This is a genomic window from Brevibacillus humidisoli (genome assembly GCF_020923435.1).
Classification (GTDB): domain Bacteria; phylum Bacillota; class Bacilli; order Brevibacillales; family Brevibacillaceae; genus Brevibacillus_E; species Brevibacillus_E humidisoli.
Window position 1 is genome coordinate 2450142 of sequence record NZ_CP087263.1, and the last position, 24369, is coordinate 2474510.

Below are 24369 nucleotides of genomic sequence, written 5' to 3' on the forward strand. Positions count from 1 at the left end.
ATTTCATCCTATTTTTTGTTATCCATGCGGAGTACGGCCATAAATGCTTCCTGCGGCACTTCCACCGATCCGACCGCTTTCATCCGCTTTTTCCCTTCCTTCTGCTTCTCCAACAGCTTCCGCTTCCGTGACACGTCACCGCCGTAACACTTGGCCAGGACGTTCTTGCGCATCGCGCTGATCGTCTCGCGGGCGATGATCTTATGTCCGATCGCCGCCTGAATCGGCACCTCAAAATGCTGACGAGGAATTAGTTCTTTCAGCTTCTCGCAAATCACTTTGCCGCGGGCATAAGCGGTGTCTCTGTGGACGATGAAAGAAAGGGCGTCCACTACTTCGCCATTGAGCAGAATGTCCACTTTTACCAGCTTGGACGGTTTGTAGCCAGCCATCTCGTAATCAAAGGAAGCGTACCCTCTGGTACCGGACTTTAGCAAATCAAAGAAATCATAGACGATTTCGGAAAGCGGCATATCATAGGTAAGCTGTACGCGATTTTCCCCGAGGTACTGCATGTCGAGGAAGTCGCCACGCTTGCCCTGACAGAGCTGCATCACATCGCCGACGTAATCCTTCGGCACCATAATCGTCGCTTTGACATACGGTTCTTCAATCTGTTCGATCTTCTGTATCTCCGGCATCTTGGAAGGATTGTCGATTTCGATGACGGTTCCGTTGGTTAGGGTGATCCGGTAGATCACGCTCGGCGCGGTCGTGATCAGATCGATTTTGAACTCACGCTCAATCCGCTCCTGGATGATTTCCATGTGCAAAAGTCCGAGAAATCCACAGCGGAAACCAAAGCCCAACGCCTGTGACGTCTCCGGCTCGTACTGCAGCGAGGCGTCGTTGAGCTGCAGCTTTTCCAGCGCATCGCGCAGATCGTTGTAGTCACTGGTGTCAATCGGGTACAAACCACAGAACACCATCGGGTTGATCCTGCGATATCCAGGGAGCGGCTGCGCCGCCGGGCGACTTGCATCAGTGATGGTATCCCCGACACGGGTATCGCCCACCGTCTTGATCGAAGCTGCCACATAGCCTACGTCTCCTACGGTCAATTCCTCGACTGGAGTCTGACGCGGCGTTGACGTGCCTACTTCCGTTACTTCGTATGTCTTGTTGGTAGCCATCATCCGGATTTTCATCCCTTTGCGCAGCGTACCGTTGACAACACGCACGGAAGCAATGACACCACGGTAGGAGTCAAAGTACGAGTCAAAGATTAGGGCCTGAAGCGGAGCATCCGGATCGCCGCTAGGCGCCGGTACTTTCTTGACCACTTCTTCCAGTACTTCCTGAATGCCGATGCCCGCTTTGGCGGAGACCAGACACGCTTCACTGGCATCAAGGCCGATCACATCCTCGATCTCCCGCTTGATCCGTTCCGGTTCTGCGCTTGGAAGGTCAATTTTGTTGATGACCGGTATGATTTCCAAATCGTTGTCAAGCGCCAGATATACGTTGGCCAGCGTTTGTGCCTCGATCCCCTGCGCAGCATCGACGACCAGCAGGGCTCCTTCACAGGCAGCCAGACTGCGGGAGACCTCGTAGGTAAAGTCGACGTGACCGGGTGTATCGATTAAATGGAGAATATACTCCTCCCCGTCGTTGGCCTTGTATGTCAAACGGACGGCGTTTAGCTTGATCGTGATGCCGCGTTCCCGTTCCAAGTCCATCGTGTCCAAAAACTGGGCTTCCATCTCGCGTTCCGTGAGGGCCCCGGTCAATTCCAGAATGCGGTCTGCAAGCGTAGATTTGCCGTGGTCGATGTGTGCGATAATGGAGAAGTTGCGAATTTTTTTCTGTCTTTCCAGGCGATCCATATGTTTTTTCGTCCCTCCCACGTAAAGTGGAAAACTGTCAACGATCCTAAATCAAAAAAAGCACTAACGGATATTATAGCAAACCGACTGAATACCGGCAACAGGCTTGCGAAGACTCGCCACCCGCTGCCGGATGTGATAGGCTAGGCATGAGGATCAAAGGATGGCGATAGACGCAAAAGGAGAGATGAGATGTTTCAGTTAGATCGCTTGGTCTACGTGACCAATCATCCTGAAGAACGGCATCAACAGCTTACATCCCGAGGATTTGCACTGGCTGCAAGCGGTTTATCCTATCCCGGTGTGTCAACACGTACATACCCGTTGGCCGGTGGTGGTGTTCTGGAGATAGCCTATGTTTCCGATGAGTCGCTGCTACCACAATCAAAAGGCGGTCAGGCCCTTGCCGAACGCTTGCGTACACGCGGGGACGGCTTCAACGCTTTGATGCTGGAGACGGATGAATTGGATCGGGTAAAGGGGATCCTCAAACGGGAGGAGTATCCAGTAGTGGAACCGCCAACGCAAGAGATAACCGATCCGTCTGGTGAGACCATCCGCTTCCGTCTCATCGGCACCTTCCCGCACCTACCATGGTTTATCCAGTATGAAAAGCCTCGCCTAACTCCCGTCGGTTATCCGCAAGCTACTTTCATTCGTACCACTAGCTATACTGCAGATGTGGCCATTCTGGAAAAAATCTTCGGCATCTCAGGAATGTCCTTGCAGTCTATCTCTACTGCGGCTTCGTTTCCACTGCGAAACGCCAGTTTGCGGGTAGAATCGGCAGACGAGTACGGATTTGCCTATCTGGATCCAAACGGGATACTGTTCGAGCAAGGACAAGGGACGGAGTAATCCGTCCTTTTTGTGTACAGATAAAGCCTTGGAGATGGATCTGACTTGTCAACGCATCCAAATCCTTGACGACCGAGAAAAAGCAGGAAATATCCCCCATTTGCTCGAAATGATATAAGAACGAGCACGACTAACGGAAACTTCATCCATAAAGAAATACGAAAGGGTGATACGGACTGTGGAGCTGCAAAATCTCCGTCCCGATCAAATCATTTTATCCCTGCAGGATACGATGACTCGCCTGGAGAAGCTGCTGCGTCAACTTCCCGAATCAGCGTGGCAGTTATCGATTGCTCCTGGCAAATGGACCGTCGCCGAAATCGTAGGTCATCTATATGACACGGAAGAGGTATGGGGAGGACGGATTGAAAAAGTCTGCCATGAGGAGAAACCTGATTTGCCTGGATATGATCCAGAATCCTATGTACGACAGCGGGGATACAAGCAGTATAATCTGTCGGAGATGACGGAACTATTGCAAGCCTACCGCCAACATCGGGAGAAGACGCTGGCCTTGCTTCAAGGAGATGTGTGGAGACGCGTCGGGGTTCATCTGGAGGAAGGAGAGATGAGTGTGCAGGTGTTGACAGAGATTCTTGCTCTACATGAGCAGCATCATTTGCAGCAAATTGAACAAATCTGGCAGACAGCGCAACAACAGGAGTGAGTGTGCAACTGGTACAGACTCCACAAATCAGAAATAAGCTGACGCCAGTCGAGTGCAGGCGTCAGCTCGCCGCCTAACCGCGAGGGGGTCTCTTCGTATCTGCCTCCCTTCGTTATGACTCATTCTCACACGAGGCGGACTTTTCTTTTGGGCGGAGACGTTCCTCAGACAGACAAATCAGAGCGGACCTGCACCATCTTCACAGATAACAGGTGGTGAAGCAGACTGGCAAACAGGAGGAATCCACCCATGCACCAGGCGATCGTGGAAACAGAAAGCTCGTTTCCGATGATCGCCATCAGCATAAATCCGCCCAGGTAAAACGATCGCGAGAGAGCAAGTGAGGAGGCAAAAATACGCCCCTGTACTTCAGGCTTGGCATAGGTCATAATGCTGGTCGAACTTAGCACATCAATCGGGCTGTACCAAAGATTGGCGACAACGACAAGCAGCAAAAAAATCCAAAAATCGCCTAGTTGATACGACAGTGTGTGGAAGAAACCAAGCAACAGCAGCGATAGTGTTGCCCATTTGCGATATTGTTCCGGCGTGAACTTTTGCTTTTTAAAATAGGCCGCGAGCGTAAGCCCACCGAGAATTTGCCCGATTCCAGTAGCAGTATGACCGACGCCTAAGCCAAAATTCCCTTGATTTACCACCTGCAAAATGTATAGGCTAAAGATGACATAAACAACGCTAAGCGCTGCTTCCCTTGCCATCAAGATCCAGATCGCACATTGTATGTTGCGGGATTTTTTGATCTCCTGCATTCCTTCGCGCACTTGCTCTATATACGAAACGCGTTCTCTAACCGTGGATGATGGTTGGGTCGGTTTGATAAAAACCAGACAGAGAGCAGAAACCAAAAACGTCGCTGCGTCAATAAGATAGATCGTCTGGGCTGACCACAGATCAGCAAGCAATCCGCCCAAACCAGTGGAAATGAGCATGGCAGCACTGAAGCTGGTGGCGAGGATACTGTTGGCACGAGGCAGTTGATCCGACTTGATGACTTCCGGTATCAGCGCTGACCTCGCCGGAAGATACAAGCCAGAAAACGCTCCATTGATCGCCAATAGCAGATAGAGCAGGTAAGGCGACTCCAGCGGAATCATGAGGACAAACCCGCATCCAACCAGCACGCGTGCCAAATCGGCAACGATCATTAACGTGCGACGAGGAAAACGGTCAATCACTGGCCCGAGGAAAGAGGAAACCACAACCATAGGAAAGATAGACGAGATAAACAACAAGCTGAGGTTGGCTGCACTCCCCGTCCAGACATAAACAAGTCCAATTGTCGTGACGGTCCGGAACCAATCGCCAAAAGCTGACAAATTTTGTCCAGCAAGCAGGAGGAGGAAATTACGGTTCCTGGCCAGTCCAAGCCTCGGTTGTGTCTTCGACTGCACTGTTAAACCTCCACACGAACTGGTTCATACCAGTTCAGTTCTTCTTGCATGCTTTTGACCGCACGATTATAGTAGGGACGCTCGGATTCGGGAATCAAATCAACGAGCAAAGCCTGATACCATGGCCTGGCCTCTCTGTGAAGGATATAGGTATCCTCGTTTTCCACAACGATCCCTCGGTCTACCATTGTGTCTAACTTGTTGAGCAACTCATCCTTGATGGGAAAAGCTTTTAGGTAGGATTTTTTGATCTCCATCGTTTTGGGGAAAAACACTAATTTTCTTTCATAAGCGTGATATGAACGTGCACGCGAGACGGCAAGCTCGCCTGCTTCGAGCTTTTGCATGTATGTTTTCGTATCGCCCTCATTTCCCCAGCAGATCCCTTGCATATACGAAATCGCTCCCGTTCCAAACCCGATACACTGATCCTCATAGCCACCGTAGATCACTTCTCCATACTTGAATCGTTTCTGTTGGTGACCCGGCGCCATAAAGGTATACACGTATTTTTGTGTCCAACCACTTTGCTCCAAGTAATCGTAAACAGTTTGATTGTACTTGATCTTTTCATACGGACTAGGCGGCTGTGACAGTATGCCCCGGTTAATCTTGCCTAACCAACCTTTCGCACAGACGATATACTCCAAGGGATACGTATCAATACTGGTCGTCCCAAGAGCCATCACTTGCTTCAGATCCAGCATTAGTTCTTCCATCGATTGGCCAGGCAGGTGATAAAGCAGGTCCAGATTATACGCTTGGAAATAACGCCCCATCGTCTCTACCGTCTGATAAATCTCATCATAGCTGGCTGTCAGGTTAAACATCTTCCGATAGTGTTGATTCATGGTTTGTACGCCAAAACTGCCCCGGTTCGCACCGCCCTCTACCATGGCGGCAACTCGTTCTTCGTCGGCAGACTTGGCCTCACATTCGAACGTCCACTCGTAATCTTCAGCCAAAGTAAAGTTTCGCTTGATCGCTGCGCTAAGCTTTGCAATTAAATCTGGCGTCAATACGGATGGACTGCCTCCCCCGACAAATACGACATCAAAGGTTAAGGACTGGACAACCGGTGAAGATGCTATCATTTCCATCTCACGAATCAACATATCGACATATTGCCCGATTATCGGTTCATATTTGGTCGATTTGATGAACGGACAGAAAGAACATATTGTATCGCAAAAGGGGATATGCAGGTAAATTGCATTTTTTCCTGGTTGAATCTTGGTGGGTGAATCGACGATATAAGCCTTTACTCGCTCCTGTGCTCTTTCATGACTTCCCTCTCCGAAGAATGGATAGAGAAAGTTCCACAGCAACGGCTGAACCGGATAATAAGCGCTCATCCGATCGAAATTCATTACACCCTCACTCCTTCTAACCAGTTTCTTTGCGATGAGGGCTGGTAGCCAGCCCCCATCGACAAAAGATAAACCCCTAGACCTTTTTACAGAGCTACCCATTCATTCACTTGTCTCATGTGCACTCCCTCCTTTCACCGTTTTTTCAGCAAAGCAGCGATTCGTCTGCTCTGCCACAAGCAGGGCTACAAATGAGGGATCGAATCACTTATAACCTGCTGATCCCCTGCTTATTGTTTGAATATTCTACATTTATAGATAATTACCTGCCTCTTTATCTAAATAATCCTAAAATAGTACAAAAATCCCAAATTCTCTTGTTGTTAAGAGAGGGGGTAGCAGACGGGCGATAGTATGGTGTTGGTAGCTTGCAGCCATCAAAGCATATGAAGAGGGGCTACCCCAAGTAGATTTTGTCTACGTGTGGGATAGCCCCAGTTCTTTAGTCCCCCTGCTCTGCCTTGGCCTGATTGCGGGCGTGCAGGTCGTCGATCGTTTGGTTGTGCTCCACCCTTCTTGGAAGATCGCCATACGGCTTTCCATTCCCTATGTACGCATCATATGTCCGTCCCATGTCTACCACATACAAGCCATGATGCAGTAAAGTGTTCGTGCTACAGAAATAACAGCGTACCAAACTCTTTCTGTGTGGGAATTTTCGTTGTACTTGCTCAAAAGATCCCCCAGGTGGTCGTCTTTGTGCGCTTCACACTTTCCCGAAAAGAGAAAACATTTTAAAACCCACCACCCAAGACTCTAATCAAGGAAAAGAGTAAAAAATCCTGTTGACCTGGTTCCATTTGAAGCCCTGTCTACAGGCCGAGATATTCCTTAGATGTGAGGCTGATTCGCTATTTAAGCCCAGCAGTCCATACTACTGAAACGACCAGCCAGGTAAACATAAAAGTTAACCAAAACGTATCGCTTGAAGGTATCTCTTCGCTGCTTCTTAACTTTTTCAGCATCGAGACCAGTCGCACGAAAAACACTACGGATACAAATGGGGCTGTGTAGAAAAAGACCACCAGTAAACTGTCCACATGATCACCCCCTCACAGTTAGTGCAAGAAATAGGTCTGACAGCCAAGACGGTACTCACCTCCTTGCACGAATGTTCCAACGCTTTTTGTTATCTACATTAGGAAAATTTTTAATAATTTGGAAATGAAACCTTTACAACACTTTGGTGTTGTAGTAGAATCAAGATGCATTTTACCATAAATGGAGGTGTAAGGAAATGAAAAAATCTTTGCTTTCAACTCTTTCATTATGTCTCGGTTTGGCGTTGGCGATTAGTAACCCTAGTTTTGCGGCAAATAGTACACAGGACAACGGTGAGTCTAGTCAGACAGTAGTAAAAAATCAACTAAATGTATTTGGCAAGTAGAAAATGTACCGCTTGGCAATTAAAAATGCACACTTGCCAACCAGGGTATCATCGATTCATCAGTGAATCCTTATGACGAAAACTATCACGATTAAAAACAATCAAATGCGAATAGTGAATGAGACGATCAATGAATGCTTCCGTCAGTATTGGATCGCCAAAAACGTGATTCCATTGGCCGAACTGTAAGTTGGTTATGATGACACTACGCTTTTCATAACACAGATTGATCACTTGAAACAGTAACTCTGCTCCTTGCTTGTGAAGGGGTACATAGCCTAATTCATCAAGAATTAATAGATCCAGGCTCTCTATTTGTTTAAACAGCCTACCAAGAGTTCCCTTCTCGTTAACCTCTAACAGGCTGTTCACGAGTTGAGCGACTGTATAGAAGCGCACCCGTTTTTGGCTTTTTTGGATGCAGTTCCAGCCTGCCAAGGCTGCCATAAGCGTTTTCCCGACCCCGACGCCTCCATATAGGATTAAATTCTCTTTTCTCTCTATGAACCTGCCTTGCAAGATTTCTTCCTTTGTAATGTTTCCATTCATATGAATACCGTGCCATTCTAGCTGCTTGCCAGATATATCCGGCAAACAGGATTGACTGAGAAGGAGATTGAGCTTCCGTTCCTCTCGTTGCTGTATTTCCCTTTCGAATAAGCAGAGCAGAAATTCTTCATGTGTTTCAGCTTCCACCGCGTGATAATTCTCCCGTATCCAACTTAATTTCAAACGCTTGGCATGCTCTTCAATGAGGCTTCTCACCGCTGCTCACCTCCTGGCATAATCATCAACCGATCATAATGAGAGAGGCCTCTGCTTGAATTTCTAGTTGATGGCACTGAAGGCGGAAGCGACAGTGTTTCTCGAATGCCTCGTCCATTCACAAGCTGATAATAGACGTGCTTGATGGATTCCGTGGTAGGATGTCCATGTTCGGATGCAATCCGTAGGGCTTGTAGAGATATGTCGAAATCCTGTTCCTTTAATATGACGGATAAAAGTTGGAGAGCATTCCGTTTCTCCTCGACTGTACATTCACCGAAAAAGGCTTTCCATTCCTCCGGCAATTGATCGTAGAATGAGCTGTATTTCAAAGCGGTTGGCCTCTTTGCCATCAAGGTCAGATAAGGTTGCCAGTCCATCGACTTCTTTGTCTCCCCATATAATCTGGGGTGGCGTACGATCACTTCATTTTCCTCGTTCAGAAGCGAGATCGTATCAAATGAGATCTTCGCCAATACCGCTTGTCCCGCAAAGCGTGGCGAAGTGGAATATTGCTTTTGGTCAATACGGACGATTCCGTATTTATCCGCTTTGACCTGCTCGAACCGAACGCATTCGTACGCTTTACCGGGCAGTTGGAGGAAGCGCTCCTTGTCTTCCAAATATAGTTCGGCAATCAGGGTATCCTTTTCATAGTGGCAACGTTTCCGATCCCCCAGGCTCCAATTCAGGGTCTTCTCATTCAAGACCGACAGGTCTTCATAGTGGATTTCCGGCAACAGATAGTTGTTTCGTATGTATTTGACCATTGCTTCCACGTGCCCTTTCTCGTTTCCGCTTCCCGGATTGCAGAATTCATATTGGAAGCCATAATGGGCAACAAAACGAGCGAATTCCTCTGTTACTTGCCGTTCCCCGTTTGGCAGCACTTTCTTCACCGCAGGTGACAGGTTATCGAAACGGATCGTATGCGGCACGCCTTCTAGAAAGGCGAACATGTTCGTCAGTCCTTGTAGAAAACACTCCCGGTTTTGGGAAGGGAACACTTGAAACAGGAATGAATTGCTGTAAGGGAATGAGAGGACGAGGAAGGGCAAGATGACCTCTTTTCCCCTGTGCTTAAAAGGAGCTTCCCCAAAATCTACCTGTGCTGTGCCGGCCTTCGCCTCTAACGGTAAGGCAGTGTCATTGCTCTCGTCCAATAAGGCGGCTTTCCTTTTCGCCACATAGGCACGAATCGTACGGTCAGAGCCTTGGAATCCATGTTCCGAAACGAGAAGAGTATAGATTCGCTTTGCGGTTCTTCTGAACTTCTTTTTCTTCCCCATATCTTCAAGTAGCCATTGATCAACGATTGGTTTAACCGGATCCATTACATTGGCTTTCCTTGTCTGTACAGACTTCACCTCCTGATTGAAATCCTCCATCTCCGAATACTTCTTGATTGTCCTGCGATCCATATTCATCTGTCTTGCAACAGAAGAGTAGGAGCGACCTTTTGTGTTTGTTTCATGTCTGATATAATTGACTTCAGCCATTGCTAACATCTCCTATATACCTCCCATGAACGTTATGCCCAACGGGGAGTGTATGTTTTTTAATAGATGTTGCAAGTGGCTCTTTTTAATATGAGCATAAATTAGCTGCCATTTAGTACATTTAAATCATGCCATAAACAAACTAAAACTAAACAATGTGAACGGCACTGTTAAAATCCTCAATAACGGCACTTGAAAATTCCCCACTTTCGGCAGAAAATCTCTCCCTGGAGGAGAGAAATATGCTAAAGAATGGGGAGTTTTACTTGATTAAAGACATGAAACAAAGAGGAATGAGTACCACGCAAATTGCGAACGAATTAGGGAGGGATCGAAAAACAATCCGTAAGTGGCTGAAGAGAGATGAACCTTCGAAATACCAGCGAACCGTCAAAAAAGCAAGCATCCTCGATCCATTTAAACCCTATATCAAAGCGAGAATGGAAGAAGGCTGCTTAAATGCTGTTGTCTTGTTTGATGAAATTAGAGCCCAGGGATACTCAGGACAAATTAGACTCCTTCGTTCCTTCATGGAACCATTGCGCCCCGTCGTTACCTCCAAGGCAACGATCCGTTATGAAACCACACCTGGTAAGCAAGCGCAAGTAGACTGGGGACATTTCAAAGTGGAATGGAATGGTGGATATAAACGACTATACGCCTTTGTCATGGTTTTGGGATACTCGAGAATGTTGTATGTGGAATTTACGGAGAACGAACGGCTGGATACCCTCATCGGCTGTCACTTACGTGCCATGCAATACTTTGGAGGCAGACCGGATACATGCTTGTACGACAATATGAAAACCGTCATTGCAGGTTACGACGACCAAGGCCATGTATTGTGGAATGAACGTTTTTCTCAGTTTGCAAGTCATCACGGCTTTACCCTCCGGCGTTGTGCCCCCTACCGTGCACGAACAAAAGGGAAAGTAGAAAATGGTGTTGGCTATGTGCGAAAGAATTTTTGGCCTCGCGTACAGTCGTTTACCAGCCTGAGTGACTTGAATCAACAAGTACGCCATTGGTTGGATACGGTAGCCAATGTACGGATTCACGGCACCACACATGAAAAGCCGGTAGATCGATGGAAACATGAACAGTTGAAGCCGCTTAACCCGGTTCCGTTCGAAGAAGTAGAACGGCATACTCGAAGAGTATCCAACGATTTGCTCGTTTCTTACGGAGGAAGCAGGTATTCTGTACCCTATACCTATATTGGTCATACGGTACAGGTACAAGATCTCCAGAATGGTCATATCCGGATCTATCAGGGCAACACGATTATCGCTGAACATCAAAAAGCAGTTCGTTCCAAACAAGTCGTAACCAATAAAAAACACTTCGAGGGGATTCAAACCCAAAGTCGCGTGAAGGCTCCCCAACCTATGCCGCGTCTGGTTTCAAATCCAAGCCCTGAAGTGGTGGAACGTGATTTATCAGTCTACGAGCAGTTTGCTGACGAGGAGGTGATCGTACAATGATGCTCCAGTCCCGTTTAGAAGAAGCCTTTTCGCAAATGGGATGGGTACGAATCCCGGAAATTATTCACCACCACGCAGAAGAAGCTGCTGCTCAGAATATATCGTATTTGGAGTTCTTGGACAAGCTTTTGCAAGAGGAAATCAAGGCCAAGAGGGATCGATTTATTCGAATGAAGACACGATTGGCTCATTTACCCTACCATAAAACATTAGAGCAATTCGATTTCAGTTTCCAGCCTTCCGTAGATGAAAGACGGATTCGTGATTTGGCAACCCTCCGGTTTGTGCACCAACAGGAGAATCTCATTTTGCTGGGTCCGCCAGGAGTCGGAAAGACCCACTTGTCTGTTGCATTGGCTCTGGAAGCCATTAAGCAAGGTTTGACAGTTTACTTTACAACTGCTCACGATTTGGTTCAGACACTTCAGATTGCCCATCAAAACAATAGTATCAAACAAAAAATGCGGGCTTTTATTAAGCCGAATGTACTGATCATTGATGAAATCGGCTATCGCAAGATGGATGAAACGGCAGCTCATTTTTTCTTTCAAATCGTTTCGGAGCGTTATGAATCTGGTTCGATTATTCTTACCTCGAACAAGTCTTATGGTTCGTGGGGAGAGATATTTGGAGATACGGTACTTGCCACCGCCATCCTTGATCGATTATTGCATCACTCCCACACCATCAACATTAAAGGAGAAAGTTATCGCATAAAGGAGAAGAAAAAAGCTGGTTTCTTTCGACCAGAGACAATTGAAGATAAAACCGAATGAACGGAATTTTCCCGCCGCCAGCCCCCCTCGGGGGGCATTATTCAAACAAACCTATTGCCTAATATGGGGAAAATTCAAGTGCAGATAATGGGGAATTTTCATTTGCAGTTGACAACAAAAAGGAAATCGATCGACTGATACAACTTGGCTACACAGAAGAACAAATCCAGATAATGACTCCAGAAGAGTACGAGCGAGAGAAAAATGATCAAGGAGAGCTTGTGTCAGCTGTAGGTGAGTACTATCGTGTCCAAAAAGGGAAAAAGCCAGTAAAAATTAGTAAACAACAAGCCCTAAAAGAAGTTAAAGAGCATAAGGAAAAGATAAAGAAAAAAACCCAAGACGCAAGTCAAACTAACGCATTAGCATCCTATGACGATGATTCAGAAACTTCGTGGATGTACATGGAAACAAGAATCACGAAATACAAAGACGATTCTAAAGCACCAACGGGTGAGTATAAGTTTAAGCATGATTTCGAGTGGTTGACTGAACCGTATTTTGAATTAACAGACGTTGTCGCTATAACTCACCATGACTTTTTTACTTATGAACAGGATAGCGAATATTTCAAGTATTATTACGATCGGTACTTTGCTGGTGAATATTATGACACTAAATCTGTAACAGACAGGTCAGCAGATGAGATGAGCTCAGAGGGTCTAGCTTTTGAAGTTGATCTTCTTGCTAGTGATAATTCCTTTGATGTCAGAAATCATGAAGGGTACATGTACTACAGGACCTATCTGAATGATTGGGATCGGAATTCTGGGAATGTTTATGGACACTATACTCATGCTGAAGGTAGTGTGGCATCGCTAGTTATTAACCTGATAACTGGTCAATTAAGCGTTTCAGGGATGCTGAAACAAGCTGATATGCCAGACACAGGTGTTTATATTGACCTACCATAAGTTTTTGAATACTGTAAAAGCCAGAAATCATCCCTACTTACGTCGGGATGATTTCTGGCTAAAGTATAGGGTTTTACATGTTTTTAGGAACTGAGATGCCTATAAGACTGAAAACAAAGGAGGCTTCATCTTCTCCGCTCTAAAGATGAAAGAATTCCACCCGGGAGCTAAGTGTGAAAGAGTCTATAAAATATTTTGTGTAAACTCTCAACCTACTCATTTACAATTAACTTAGAAAGGTTGGGATTTTTTATGAGCCTCATACCAAAAGAGCAACTCAGGCAGTGGATTAAGGAAAAGAACATGAAGTCGATGGAGGATGTGCAATCAGCTTTAAAAGAGCTGTTCGCTGACACCATCCAGGAGATGCTGGAAGCCGAATTGGAGACTGAACTTGGCTACGCGAAGCATGACTCCAAAAACAAACGAACCACGAACAGTCGCAATGGATACAGCAAGAAGACCGTTCGTTCCGAATATGGTGATATCGACATTCAGGTACCACGGGATCGAGAGGGAGAGTTTGATCCCGTTATCGTGAAGAAACACCAGTCAAACGTTACAGGGATCGAAGATCAGATTCTTGCCATGTACGCCAAAGGGGTATCCACTCGCGACATTCAAGATCACCTGCAGCAGCTCTATGGCATTGAGGTCTCGCCAACACTCATTTCCAACGTAACGAACAAAATCATTCCCTTGATTAAAGAGTGGCAGAATCGTCCCCTGCAATCGGTGTACGCTGTCGTTTTCATGGATGCGATTCATTTTAAGGTAAAGCAGGACGGAGCCATCGTCAATAAGGCTGCGTATATGGTCATTGGCATCGATCTGGATGGCCACAAAGATGTCCTTGGCATCTGGATCGGGGAAAATGAATCCGCGAAGTTTTGGCTCCACGTACTTAACGAGTTGAAGAACCGTGGTGTCCAAGATATTTTAATCACTTCCGTTGACAACCTGAAAGGCTTTACAGAAGCCATATCGGCATGTTACCCGAAGACAGAAATTCAGAAGTGCATCATCCATCAGATTCGGAATTCCATCAAGTATGTGTCATACAAGGACTTGAAGAAGATTACGTCAGAGCTTAAGCCGATCTATAAGGCTCCAACGGAGCAAGCAGCCTTAGAAGAACTCGATCATTTTGAACAGTCCTGGGGTAACAAATATCCCTTGTTGGTACGTTCCTGGCGGAACAATTGGGCCGAAATCGCCACCTTCTTCAAATACCCACCAGAGATTCGAAAACTCATTTACACGACGAATGTCATTGAGAGTTACCATCGACAATTACGGAAAGTTACGAAAGGAAAAGCTGTATTTCCAACGGACGAAGCCCTTCTCAAAATGCTTTATCTCGTGACGATGGATGTCTTACGGAAATGGACGGGACGAGTCCAAAACTGGGGACAGATCCTGTTACAACTATCCGTATTCTTTGAAGAGAGAGTACAACCGTACATTCGTTAAAATGAAAGGCTTCATCCCCAAAAAGATTGTCTTTCTCTTCGCCAATCAGGTCAAGGGTTTGCTACGCCTTACGCCCTTGACCCCCATTGGCTACGAGAAAGATGTTCCGATTATGGGATGAAACCTTTTCATATATCGGTTGATTAAGTTTACACAAAAATCTTGACAGACCCGTGTGAAATCATCAGCGCTACCTTTCAAGGTTAAGTTGCCCGTTTCCTAGACCGACCTCGCCTGTCGGACTGAGTAGAAACTTCCCTTTTTTATCCCCCACAAAATAGTGTTTTCCCCCTCCTTACTCTACCTGCTCTGCCTTGGCCTGATTGCGGGCGTGCAGGTCGTCGATCATTTGGTTGTGCTCCTCTGGAGTAGCTGTGAGCTCTTTCAGCTTTTGTCGATACTTCGACGGGTACATCTGCTCGATACTCGGCCAATACAACGTACCGTCTTTCGGTATTTGGTGACCGGTCACCTGGTAGCCATGTCCGGCCGGTTCGATGGTAAACGTCATTGGTGCACTGAAGCCCGACTCGTTTTCCCACTTGTCGTCATGACGCACCAACCTCTCAACGAGTCCCCAAGCATACACGGTTTTGTATCCAGTCTTTTTGCTTTCTATCCCGATCAGCCGGATGCTGGCGTGCCGCGGCTGCCCAATCCAGGAGAAATCAGCATGATTCTCGTCTTCCAGATACTGCGTAATCAAGGGCTCGACAATCGAGATTGTCGCATCTGAGAAGCCCGGCTTTACCTCGACAAACAGGTGGCCTACCGGCTGCTCCCCCGACGATGCCTCCAGCTTCCAGATGTCCGGCGAAGGAAGTGCGATGTCCAGTGTGATGTGGCTATCAGCATCGTAAAGTGGCCCTTTCAGATCAAAGCTCCCAAAGTCAATCCGCTCCCCCTGTTGACTGACAGCATGGATCTGCACGCTGGACGAAGGGGGCTGATTCAACAGCCAGACCGTTTTTTGTGCCTGATCTTCGTAGAAATGACCCGCGATCATGCGCACCGGTTTCTCTCCCCAATAGGAGAACGCCTCTCCCTGGTAATGTCCGGTCGCAATCGGAGACGGCTGCCACTCCGCCGCTTCCTGACCACTCCAGCCATCTGTCTCCCTCCCCGCTCCGAGGCGATCCTCACTCAACGATGGCAGATTGACGAACGCAAAGACGGTACAGGCCGCGATGGCCAGCCCCACCATCCATCTCTGTGCCCTGCGCAGTGAAGGACTCTTCCGGCTGTCGGCTACCCTATGCTTCACGTTTTGCTCCATCTGCGGGGTAAACGACAGGTCACGCAGAACACCAGAATCAGCTGATTCTTTCCATTCTTTGAGCCGTCTATCTACGTCCATCCCAGCCCCTCCTCTATCAGCAACTCTTTCACCTTCTGGCGGGCGCGATGCAGCCTGGTGCGAATCGTTCCCTCCGACAGCCCCAATACGGCCGACACTTCTGCTATCGACAACTCGCTATAATAGTACAAGACAATCACCTGCCGATGCCGGTATGGCAGAGACATCACCACGCGCGTCACATCTGCTCGGTCGAGATTGCCCAGTGCCTCCGCCTCCACGGTCGTACCGCTTTCCTGTTGGATTTTCGAGGTTGGCACGATCTTGCGAAAGTCCCATGAGCGCAGATACCCCTTGCACTCGTTGACCGCGATGCGGTAGATCCAGGTGTGAATCGAGCTTTCGTGGCGAAATTCGGGCAGGTGTCGATATACTTTAACAAATACATCCTGTGTGATATCTTCGGCTATACTGCGATCTTTGACGAATAAGTAGACCAGTCGCAGCACTCGTGTACCGTATTCACGCATCAGCTGGTCGAACGCTGCTTCCGATATACGGCGAAGCCGGTGCTGTTGTTCCGGTTGTTCCGTTGCCAGTTCCCACACCTCCTGCCATCCTGCCCTCTTGACGCTCATTCTTTAGATGCGGCACACCCTCCATCCGTTACAACCAAATTACAAGACAGACTCATTCTCCTGAACATACGAAAAAAGCTTAAAACGGTCAAACCGCTCTAAGCCTTCCAACAGTTCTACTAGCTTAGCATCAGCCGAGCACTGTCAATTCTTTTGGAAAACGGGTCAGAACCTCAACGCCGTCATCCGTAACCAGCACATCATCCTCAATCCGCACGCCGCCTAAGTGAGGCAGGTAGATGCCCGGTTCGATCGTAAACACCATGCCCGGCTGCAGAGTCCCCTCGCTCTCTGCGTGAATGGACGGATACTCGTGTACGTCCATCCCCATACCATGTCCCAACCGATGCATGAAGAAATCGCCGAAACCGCGTTCGGCAATCAGCCGGCGGGCGGTCAGGTCCAAGCTGGCTAACCTTTCACCCGGTCTCACTGCTGAGATTGCCGCTTGGTTGGCAGCCAGGACCGCCTCATAGATCTCTTTCTGCTGCTCGCTTGCTTCCCCGACGACGAAAGTACGAGTGATATCGGATACATAGCCATCGACTGCCACACCCATATCAATCAACAGAAGTTCGCCTGACGCTACCCTGCGTTCTCCAGGGATGCCATGTGGCAGGGCCGACCTCTCTCCGAACAGGACAGTCGTCTCAAAAGAAGGGCCGTCTGCTCCCCGCTTTTTCATCAAGTATTCCAGTTCGGCAGCCAGCTCAATCTCTCTTACGCCGACTGCCACTTTTTGCAGTCCTTCCCGCAGCACGTCCTCAACGAGATCAATCGCCTTCCGGATTCGCGCTACTTCATCCTGGCTCTTGATCAGCCGCATCGCGCGAAGCACTTCCTCGACATTGACGTATTCGCTGGCAATCCGCTGATCGATGATCTCTTCAAAACGGGTAACGGACAAGTGATCTTTTTCTACTCCAAGCCGGTTTACAGCAGCGGGCATCACCGACCGGAGCAACAGATATGGATTTTGCGTGTCGGTATGGCTGACGATTTGTTGGATCGATGATGTTTGCCGGGCTGCTTCTTCATCGAGCGCCGGTACAATCAACACGGGTTCGCCATGGTGTGGGACCAGCAGCCCCAAAAACCGCTCATGCGGATTGGTGTAAAACCCGGTGAAATAATAAACGTGTTTGGGCGATGTCAGCAGAACCGCCTGTAGATTCTGCTGTTCCATGAACGCACGAAGTCTTTGAAAACGGGAAGAATCCATCGATACACCACCTAACCTTTTTTCAATATTGGGGACAGATCAATAGGTCTCAGCTGATTCGCGCATCATAAGGCAGAGCCGGAAAAAGGAGGGAAACACCTTGGAACAAAAGTATGTAGATCTGCCTGATGGCAGAACATTAGCCTGCCATATTAGCGGTCAGGGAACGCCGATTCTGTTCATCCATGCCCCTGCTATTGGTTATATCAACTTTTTGCGACAACAGCCGCTCGCTGCAGATCACCTCTTGATCTTACCAGACTTGCGCGGGCATGGCGACAGTTCTCCTGTTCCGCGCCCCTTTGCCTTGGAGGAGATAGCGGACGATCTGGAGGCTTTGCTTCGTCAGCTTGGGCTGGAAAAAGCGCTCATCTGCGGCTATTCGCAAGGCGGCTCGCTCGCACTGGAGTGCTGTCTGCGCTTCCCTGAACGAATCGCCGGGCTCATCTTGGCAAGCGGCTTTTCCGAGGTGAGTGATTTCTACCTGCACTCCCGTTACTACCTGGCGGAAGCGATGTCAGCTGCCCGGGGCTTGCTGCTGATTGTACACTCCACGGCCCAATCTCACCTCGACGATCCCGCCGAACGCCAGTTATGGACCCAACACGGGAGCAGAACCGACCCGCCCACCCTTCATCAGCTGTACAAAGCAGGCCATGATTACCACTGCTCCGATCAGCTGAAAGAAATCGCAGCTCCCGTCCTGCTCGTCTACGGAGGGGAAGATAAGCCGATGCACCGATACGCCAAGATTCTGCAAGAACAGCTGCGAAGCTCCCAGTTGACATTGATCCCGCGCGTCTCTCATCAAGTGGTGACCAAAGCTGCTCCTGTTTTCAACCGCCTCTGCCGACAGTTCGCTGATCGCGTTCTGGCCACAGACAAGCAGTTAGTCATGCAGGGTGAGAAGTAGCCGAGTGCAACAGGCAAAAAAGCCTCCCGCCAACAGCATGGCGAAGGCTTGCTAGAGGGGACTAGTTCTTCATACGAGGATCAAGCGCATCGCGCAATCCGTCTCCAACCAGGTTAAATCCTAAAACCGTCAGCATGATCGACAAACCTGGGAAAATCAAAGTCCAAGGAGCGATCTGGATAAACTGCCGGGAATCCGACAACATTTTTCCCCATTCCGGCTCGGGCGGCTGTGCTCCAAGGTTCAAGAAACCAAGTGCTGCCGCTTCAATGATGGCGGTGCCAATCCCCAGTGTTCCCTGCACAATGATCGGCGCCAAGCTGTTAGGCAGGATGTGATGGAATAAGAGTCTGCTGTCTTTCATGCCCAATGCCTTGGCTGCCATGATAAACTCTTCCTCTTTCAGGCTGAGAACCTTGGCCCGCACTAGCCGGCCATACGTCGGGATATTGACCACCGCGATCGCAATCAAAGCATTTTGCAAGGAAGGGCCAAGCATGGCGACAATGGCGATCGCCAATAAGATCGCAGGGAAAGCCAGCATGATATCAAACAAACGAGAAATCAGCATGTCCACCCATTTTCCATAATAACCGGCAAGAATCCCCAATAGAGAACCAACGATGATCGAGCCGACTACCGCGAAAAACCCTACCCACAAGGAGATTTGTGCACCATAGATCACCCGGGTAAACAAGTCCCGGCCTAGATCGTCGGTTCCAAACCAATGTTCTGCCGAAGGGGGTTGGAGCCGGTTCATCAACTCCTGGTCATTGTAGCCGTAACTGGTCAGCAGCGGAGCAAACACAGCAAGCAGGATAAAAAAGAGAATCAGAAACAATCCGACCATGGCCAGCCTGTTTTTTCTCAAGCTGCGCCACGCATCCCGCCAAGGGGAGGAAATCGGTTCACGCAACTTCTGTTGCTGGTTGGGCTTTACGTCAGCGGTCAGTTGTGCCAATTCAATCACCCCTTATCGATATTTGATGCGCGGATCCAGCTTGGCGTAGAGCAGGTCAACCAGCAGATTGATGATGACAAAAATAAACGCAATCACTAGAATTCCAGATTGAATCACCGGATAATCGCGAAAACTGATCGCATCGAAAATGTAACGTCCAATGCCAGGCCAGGCGAAAATCGTCTCCGTCAGCACTGCACCGCCGAGCAGTTGGCCGGTCTGTAGACCAATCACTGTGACAACCGGAATCAAGGCATTTTTCAGTGCATGCTTGTACACCACAAAAAACTGGGCCAACCCTTTCGCGCGCGCGGTCCGAATGTAATCGGAACGCATCACTTCCAGCATGCTGGAACGAGTCATCCGTGCAATAATCGCCATCGGAATCGTCCCCAGTGCGATGCCGGGGAGGATCAAGTGCTTGATCACCGTCCACAGCTGATCCCAGCGACCTGCCAGCATCGAATCGATGATGTACAAGTGCGTAACTGCTTCAACGGGGTCCCGTACATTCATCCGTCCACTGGATGGGAGCCACTTCAGTTCCAGAGCAAACACCCACTGCTCCATCAAACCAAGCCAAAAGATTGGCATGGAGACGCCAATCAGCGCGATCAGCATGCTCATATAGTCAAACCACGAATTCTGTCTCCAGGCGCTCAGAATCCCGGCATTCACCCCGACAAAAACGGCAATCAGCATGCTGACCACGGTCAACTCCAGCGTCGCTGCCAAATAAGGAAGCATTTCTTCTACGATCGGTGCCCTAGTCCGGATCGAATTGCCCAAATCGCCCGACAACAAGTTTTGCATGTAAATGCCGTACTGCTCAAGCCACGGTTTGTCCAGCCCCAGCTCAAGCCGCAGAGCCTGCTTGGATTCTTCGCTCGCCTTCTCGCCGAGGATCACTTCTGCCGGATCGCCTGGGATGGCGTGAATGATCGAAAACACGATGATACTCATCCCCAGCAGCACCGGAATAAGCATCAACAGTCTCCTGATCGCGTACGCTGCCATGTTGTGATCACCTGCTTTCGATTGAATGAGAAAAGGGAGTAGGTAGAAACCTACTACCCTTTTCGTCAGTCCTATTACTCAAAGTAAACGTTCGCATACGACTCAGATCCCGTCGGAGACGGCACGTATCCCTTCAGATTGGCCTTTCCAGCCAGCAGCGGCGTGGAGTGAACCAGCGGAATCCAAGGAGCATCTTCCTTGATGATCACTTGCGCCTGTTTGTACAGTTCGGCACGCTTGTCTTGATTGGTTTCAGCCTGAGCGGCGGAGAGAATCTCGTGCAGCTCGTCATTGGCGTAGAACGAGTAGTTGTTGCTGCCAATCGTATCTTTGTCCAGCAGCGTGTACAGGAAGTTGTCCGGATCGCCGTTGTCACCCTGCCAGCCGAGCATGAAGATGTGGTCTTTCTCTCCTTTTTGCGTATCGTCCAGGTAGACCGCCCATTCCGGAGATTCGATTCTCGTCTTCACGCCGATCTTGGCGAACTCTGCCTGCAGCGCTTCCGCCACTTTCTGGCCGTTCGGCATGTAGGGGCGGGGAACCGGCATCGCATAGAAGACAAATTCCTCTTCAAATCCGTTTGGATATCCTGCCTGCGCCAGCAGCTCTTTTGCCTTTTCCAGGTCGTACGGATAATCCTGGATTTCGTCGTTGTAACCCAGCAGTACCGGCGGCATCGGGTTGACGGCTGGGATCGCCTGACCTGCGTAGAAGGCCTGGATCAGCGCTTCCTTGTTGACCGCATGGTTCAACGCTTGACGTACCAACTTGTTGTCAAATGGCTTCTTCTTGAGATTAAATCCGACGTACCCGACGTTAAACGAAGGACGGGTGAACTTCTGCAAATCCGGGTTGTTCTCGACGATGGTGAGATCGTCCGGATTGAGACCTTCCATCAGGTCAATCTCGCCTGCCTGCAGTGCAGTCAGTCGGGCCGAGTTGTCCGGGATGGAACGAACGATGATTTTTTCCAGCTTAGGCAGTCCTTCCTGCCAGTAGTTCGGGTTTTTCACCAGCGTGATCGAATCGTTCCGTTTCCACTCTTGGAACATGAACGGTCCGGTACCCACCGGCTCTTCTTTAAATTTCTCCTTCTTTTCCTTGATCGCGGTCGGGCTGGCAATTCCGAAGAAAGGCATCGCCACATTTTGCAAGAACGGCGCCTGTGGCTTGTTGAGCACAAACTGCACCGTATGCTCATCAACCGCTTTTACTTCCTTGATCACGCGGTTGTCCGGCGGTCCAAACATGCTGTTGTAGTAATCAAAGGAGTCCCCTTCAAATTTGTACTCGCTGTTGGGATCATGCCAGCGCATGAAGTTAAACACGACGGCTTCGGCATTAAAATCGGTTCCATCGTGGAACTTCACGCCTTGACGCAGTTTGAACGTATAGGTCAAACCATCGTCGGACACTTCATAAGTTTCTGCCAGAGCTGGGACGACCTCCGTCGTTCCTTCCTTGTAATCAAGCAGGGTCTCATAAATCTGCTGTCCGATTTTGCTCGACTCGCCATCTGTAACGATCGACATATCGAGTGCGGAAGAGTCTCCACCCCGTCCGACAATCAGCGTGTCTTGTGTCGATGCGGCCGATTCGGCAGGTTGTGAAGTGCCGCCATCCTGCGTCGTGTTTCCACCGCTTGTTTCTTGGGCTGGATCAGCCCCCCCGCTGCAGCCGACCAGGCTGAGCGAGATGGCCATGATCATGGACATGGCCACCGATTTCCACTTTCTCATTCATTTTGCCCCCTTTTGATGATGAAAAATGATATATCTCCATAACTGCTTCCTGGTTGCGGAAACTAGTTATAAAGATGACAGGCTACAAAATGACCATCCCCCAGATCTTCAAACTGCGGACGGACAGATTTGCAAATCTCCATCGCCGCCGAGCAGCGGGTGTGGAACGCGCAGCCAGCAGGCGCATTGGCCGGATTGGGTACATCGCCCTGCAAGATGATCCGCTCTCGCTCGACGTCTGGATCGGCGATCGGCACGGCGGACAGCAGCGCCTGCGTATACGGATGTTTGGGATAGTCATAGAGACGATCCTTGCCGGCAAGCTCCACGAGCCGGCCGAGGTACATCACACCCACCCTGTCGCTGATATGTTTGACCACACTTAAATCGTGGGCGATAAAGACGTAGGTTAAAGAGAATTCCTTTTGCAGATCCTGCATCAAGTTCAACACTTGGGACTGAATCGATACGTCCAGCGCGGAGACCGGTTCATCCGCTACAATCAGCTTGGGGTGAACGGCCAACGCCCTGGCAATGCCGATCCGTTGACGTTGCCCGCCGGAGAACTGGTGCGGATAGCGTTTTGCGTGATAGGCATGCAGTCCGACCACTTCCAGCAGGTGCATCACCCGCTCCTTGCGTTCCTTGGCATCTCCTATGCCGTGAACAATCAACGGTTCCTCCAAGATACGCTCTACCGTATGTCTGGGATTGAGAGAAGCAAACGGGTCCTGAAAGACAATCTGCATGTCTCTGCGGATCGTGCGCAGCTGATCGCTGTTCATCTTGGTGACATCTTTGCCATCAAACAGGACCTGCCCCTCGGTGGGTTCAATTAATCTGAGGATCGAGCGTCCGGTCGTCGATTTGCCGCAACCGCTCTCTCCGACCAATCCCAACGTTTCTCCTCGTTTGACAACAAAAGACACGTCGTCGACTGCTTTTACCTGCCCTACTGTGCGACTGAGCAGACCACCGCTAATGGGAAAATATTTTTTTAGATTGCGTACCTCAAGCAAGTCTTGTTTCACGAAAGACCCCCCTGCAGCCAGCAACGGCTTTTATGTCCCTTTTCCACACTGACCAGTTCCGGCATCGCTTCGTGGCACTGATCCACGACGGACTCACAGCGCGGAGCAAAACGGCATCCTTTTGGCATCGAGCCGGGGGTAGGAACATTGCCGGCGATGGAGTAGAGACGCTCCCGCTTTTCATCCATCCGCGGAACGGATTGAATCAATCCTCTTGTATAGGGATGCTGCGGATTCTTGAAGATGGAGCGAACATCTCCCTCTTCTACCACTTTCCCCGCGTACATGACGACCACCCGATCGCACATCTCCGCGACGACACCGAGATCGTGGGTAATCATCATGATCGCTGTCCCCGATTCCTTGTTTAACTTGCGCATCAGGTCGAGAATCTGCGCTTGGATCGTTACGTCCAGCGCTGTTGTAGGTTCGTCGGCGATCAGCAATTCCGGATCACAGGACATGGCCATCGCGATCATGACACGCTGGCGCATCCCTCCGGAGAGCTGATGCGGATACTCGTCCACAATCGACTCCGCTCGGGGAATCCCTACCTTCTGCAGCATCTCAACCGCGTGCTGACGCGCTTCCTTTTTGCCCATCTTGCGGTGCAGGCGCACCGTTTCACTGATTTGGTCACCAATGGTGTATACAGGGTTGAGCGATGTCATCGGTTCCTGAAAGATCATCGCGATCTGATTGCCGCGAAGCTGCCTCATCCGTCTCTCGGAAGCAGCGACCAGATCTTCCCCCTTAAAAGTAATGGAGCCGCCTACAATCTTTCCGGGGGGATGAGGCACGAGCCGCATGACAGACAGGGAAGTAACACTCTTGCCACAACCTGATTCGCCAACGACTCCAAGCACTTCTCCCTTTTTTATGTAGAGGTCCACCCCGTCCACAGCGGGAATCTCGCCGTGATCGGTGAAGAAATGAGTTTGCAGTCCTTTGATTTCAAGCATCGCATCCGTCACTAGCAGCACTCCCTCAAACCAACGTAATCAATCAGATCGTCCTCCATCCGTCCATCAAGACCGGGACGAGCTGTAAAATCAGAGCAGAAAAGACATATAGCCGCTCACTTCACAACTTTGTCCAATAATAGCAATGATTCGTT

Annotated in this window: 22 protein-coding genes; 8 read left to right on the forward strand and 14 right to left on the reverse strand. The window is 49.3% G+C overall.

Annotated elements, in window-relative coordinates; genetic code table 11:
• Positions 1 to 8 precede the first annotated feature (8 nt).
• A complete protein-coding gene (gene lepA, locus LOK74_RS12205) occupies positions 9 to 1826 on the reverse strand; it encodes a translation elongation factor 4 (protein WP_230046868.1) in 1818 nt (605 codons plus the stop codon).
• 192 nt (positions 1827 to 2018) lie between these two features.
• Here lepA and LOK74_RS12210 point away from each other — a divergent pair, with 192 nt between their 5' ends.
• Both LOK74_RS12210 and LOK74_RS12215 read left to right on the forward strand, forming a co-directional pair.
• On the forward strand, positions 2019 to 2684 hold the full coding sequence (locus LOK74_RS12210) for a VOC family protein (protein WP_230046869.1): 666 nt from the start codon (positions 2019 to 2021) through the stop codon (positions 2682 to 2684).
• Between the two features lie 178 nt (positions 2685 to 2862).
• Positions 2863 to 3351: a DinB family protein gene (locus LOK74_RS12215; RefSeq protein ID WP_230046870.1), complete on the forward strand. Its 489-nt coding sequence runs from the start codon at positions 2863 to 2865 to the stop codon at positions 3349 to 3351.
• 164 nt (positions 3352 to 3515) lie between these two features.
• Here the strand turns inward: LOK74_RS12215 and LOK74_RS12220 are convergent, their stop codons facing one another.
• The 3 genes from LOK74_RS12220 to LOK74_RS24070 form a co-directional block, all read right to left on the reverse strand.
• Positions 3516 to 4763, reverse strand: a complete 1248-nt coding sequence (locus tag LOK74_RS12220) for an MFS transporter (protein ID WP_230046871.1) — start codon at positions 4761 to 4763, stop codon at positions 3516 to 3518.
• 2 nt (positions 4764 to 4765) lie between these two features.
• Positions 4766 to 6133: a coproporphyrinogen-III oxidase family protein gene (locus LOK74_RS12225; RefSeq protein ID WP_230042326.1), complete on the reverse strand. Its 1368-nt coding sequence runs from the start codon at positions 6131 to 6133 to the stop codon at positions 4766 to 4768.
• 442 nt (positions 6134 to 6575) lie between these two features.
• A complete protein-coding gene (locus LOK74_RS24070; protein ID WP_255679450.1) occupies positions 6576 to 6707 on the reverse strand; it encodes a hypothetical protein in 132 nt (43 codons plus the stop codon).
• A 663-nt stretch (positions 6708 to 7370) separates the two neighbouring features.
• Between LOK74_RS24070 and LOK74_RS12230 the strand changes: the two genes are divergently transcribed.
• Entirely contained in the window at positions 7371 to 7520 is a 150-nt protein-coding gene (locus LOK74_RS12230; protein ID WP_230042327.1) for a hypothetical protein, read from the forward strand.
• A 48-nt stretch (positions 7521 to 7568) separates the two neighbouring features.
• Here LOK74_RS12230 and LOK74_RS12235 read toward each other — a convergent pair whose 3' ends face one another.
• Positions 7569 to 8285: an ATP-binding protein gene (locus LOK74_RS12235; protein WP_230042328.1), complete on the reverse strand. Its 717-nt coding sequence runs from the start codon at positions 8283 to 8285 to the stop codon at positions 7569 to 7571.
• Positions 8282 to 9793 carry an IS21 family transposase gene (gene istA / locus LOK74_RS12240; RefSeq protein WP_007780157.1) on the reverse strand — a complete coding sequence of 504 codons (1512 nt, stop codon included), beginning with the start codon at positions 9791 to 9793 and terminating at the stop codon, positions 8282 to 8284. Before istA (LOK74_RS12240) ends, LOK74_RS12235 begins: the two co-directional genes overlap by 4 nt.
• Before the next feature lie 233 nt (positions 9794 to 10026).
• Here istA (LOK74_RS12240) and istA (LOK74_RS12245) point away from each other — a divergent pair, with 233 nt between their 5' ends.
• The 4 genes from istA (LOK74_RS12245) to LOK74_RS12260 all read left to right on the forward strand — a co-directional run bounded on the left by istA (LOK74_RS12245) (position 10027) and on the right by LOK74_RS12260 (position 14431).
• Positions 10027 to 11268: an IS21 family transposase gene (istA, locus tag LOK74_RS12245; RefSeq protein WP_230042329.1), complete on the forward strand. Its 1242-nt coding sequence runs from the start codon at positions 10027 to 10029 to the stop codon at positions 11266 to 11268.
• Positions 11265 to 12044 carry an IS21-like element helper ATPase IstB gene (istB, locus tag LOK74_RS12250; protein ID WP_230042330.1) on the forward strand — a complete coding sequence of 260 codons (780 nt, stop codon included), beginning with the start codon at positions 11265 to 11267 and terminating at the stop codon, positions 12042 to 12044. The genes istA (LOK74_RS12245) and istB overlap by 4 nt, the downstream gene beginning before the upstream one ends.
• Positions 12045 to 12265: 221 nt before the next feature.
• Positions 12266 to 12958, forward strand: coding sequence for a hypothetical protein (locus LOK74_RS12255; protein WP_230042331.1), 693 nt, complete (start codon positions 12266 to 12268; stop codon positions 12956 to 12958).
• A 252-nt stretch (positions 12959 to 13210) separates the two neighbouring features.
• Entirely contained in the window at positions 13211 to 14431 is a 1221-nt protein-coding gene (locus tag LOK74_RS12260; RefSeq protein WP_230042332.1) for an IS256 family transposase, read from the forward strand.
• A gap of 295 nt (positions 14432 to 14726) precedes the next feature.
• On the opposite strand, the gene LOK74_RS12265 is transcribed toward LOK74_RS12260, so the two are convergent.
• The 3 genes from LOK74_RS12265 to LOK74_RS12275 all read right to left on the reverse strand — a co-directional run bounded on the left by LOK74_RS12265 (position 14727) and on the right by LOK74_RS12275 (position 17588).
• Positions 14727 to 15788, reverse strand: a complete 1062-nt coding sequence (locus LOK74_RS12265) for a hypothetical protein (RefSeq protein ID WP_230042333.1) — start codon at positions 15786 to 15788, stop codon at positions 14727 to 14729.
• Positions 15779 to 16258: a sigma-70 family RNA polymerase sigma factor gene (locus tag LOK74_RS12270; RefSeq protein ID WP_230046991.1), complete on the reverse strand. Its 480-nt coding sequence runs from the start codon at positions 16256 to 16258 to the stop codon at positions 15779 to 15781. Before LOK74_RS12270 ends, LOK74_RS12265 begins: the two co-directional genes overlap by 10 nt.
• Before the next feature lie 238 nt (positions 16259 to 16496).
• Complete coding sequence (locus LOK74_RS12275) at positions 16497 to 17588, reverse strand: M24 family metallopeptidase (protein ID WP_230042334.1); 1092 nt, start codon at positions 17586 to 17588, stop codon at positions 16497 to 16499.
• Between the two features lie 100 nt (positions 17589 to 17688).
• Here LOK74_RS12275 and LOK74_RS12280 point away from each other — a divergent pair, with 100 nt between their 5' ends.
• On the forward strand, positions 17689 to 18501 hold the full coding sequence (locus LOK74_RS12280; RefSeq protein ID WP_230042335.1) for an alpha/beta fold hydrolase: 813 nt from the start codon (positions 17689 to 17691) through the stop codon (positions 18499 to 18501).
• Between the two features lie 61 nt (positions 18502 to 18562).
• On the opposite strand, the gene nikC is transcribed toward LOK74_RS12280, so the two are convergent.
• From nikC to LOK74_RS12305, 5 genes are all read right to left on the reverse strand, one after another.
• Entirely contained in the window at positions 18563 to 19453 is an 891-nt protein-coding gene (gene nikC, locus LOK74_RS12285; protein WP_420908785.1) for a nickel transporter permease, read from the reverse strand.
• 21 nt (positions 19454 to 19474) lie between these two features.
• The gene (locus LOK74_RS12290; protein ID WP_230042337.1) at positions 19475 to 20479 is read right to left on the reverse strand and encodes an ABC transporter permease; all 1005 of its coding nucleotides are present in this window, start codon (positions 20477 to 20479) and stop codon (positions 19475 to 19477) included.
• Positions 20480 to 20553: 74 nt separating this feature from the next.
• Complete coding sequence (locus LOK74_RS12295) at positions 20554 to 22218, reverse strand: ABC transporter substrate-binding protein (protein WP_230042338.1); 1665 nt, start codon at positions 22216 to 22218, stop codon at positions 20554 to 20556.
• A gap of 65 nt (positions 22219 to 22283) precedes the next feature.
• Positions 22284 to 23252: an ABC transporter ATP-binding protein gene (locus tag LOK74_RS12300; RefSeq protein ID WP_230042339.1), complete on the reverse strand. Its 969-nt coding sequence runs from the start codon at positions 23250 to 23252 to the stop codon at positions 22284 to 22286.
• A complete protein-coding gene (locus tag LOK74_RS12305; RefSeq protein ID WP_277613383.1) occupies positions 23249 to 24226 on the reverse strand; it encodes an ABC transporter ATP-binding protein in 978 nt (325 codons plus the stop codon). The genes LOK74_RS12300 and LOK74_RS12305 overlap by 4 nt, the downstream gene beginning before the upstream one ends.
• Positions 24227 to 24369 lie beyond the last annotated feature (143 nt).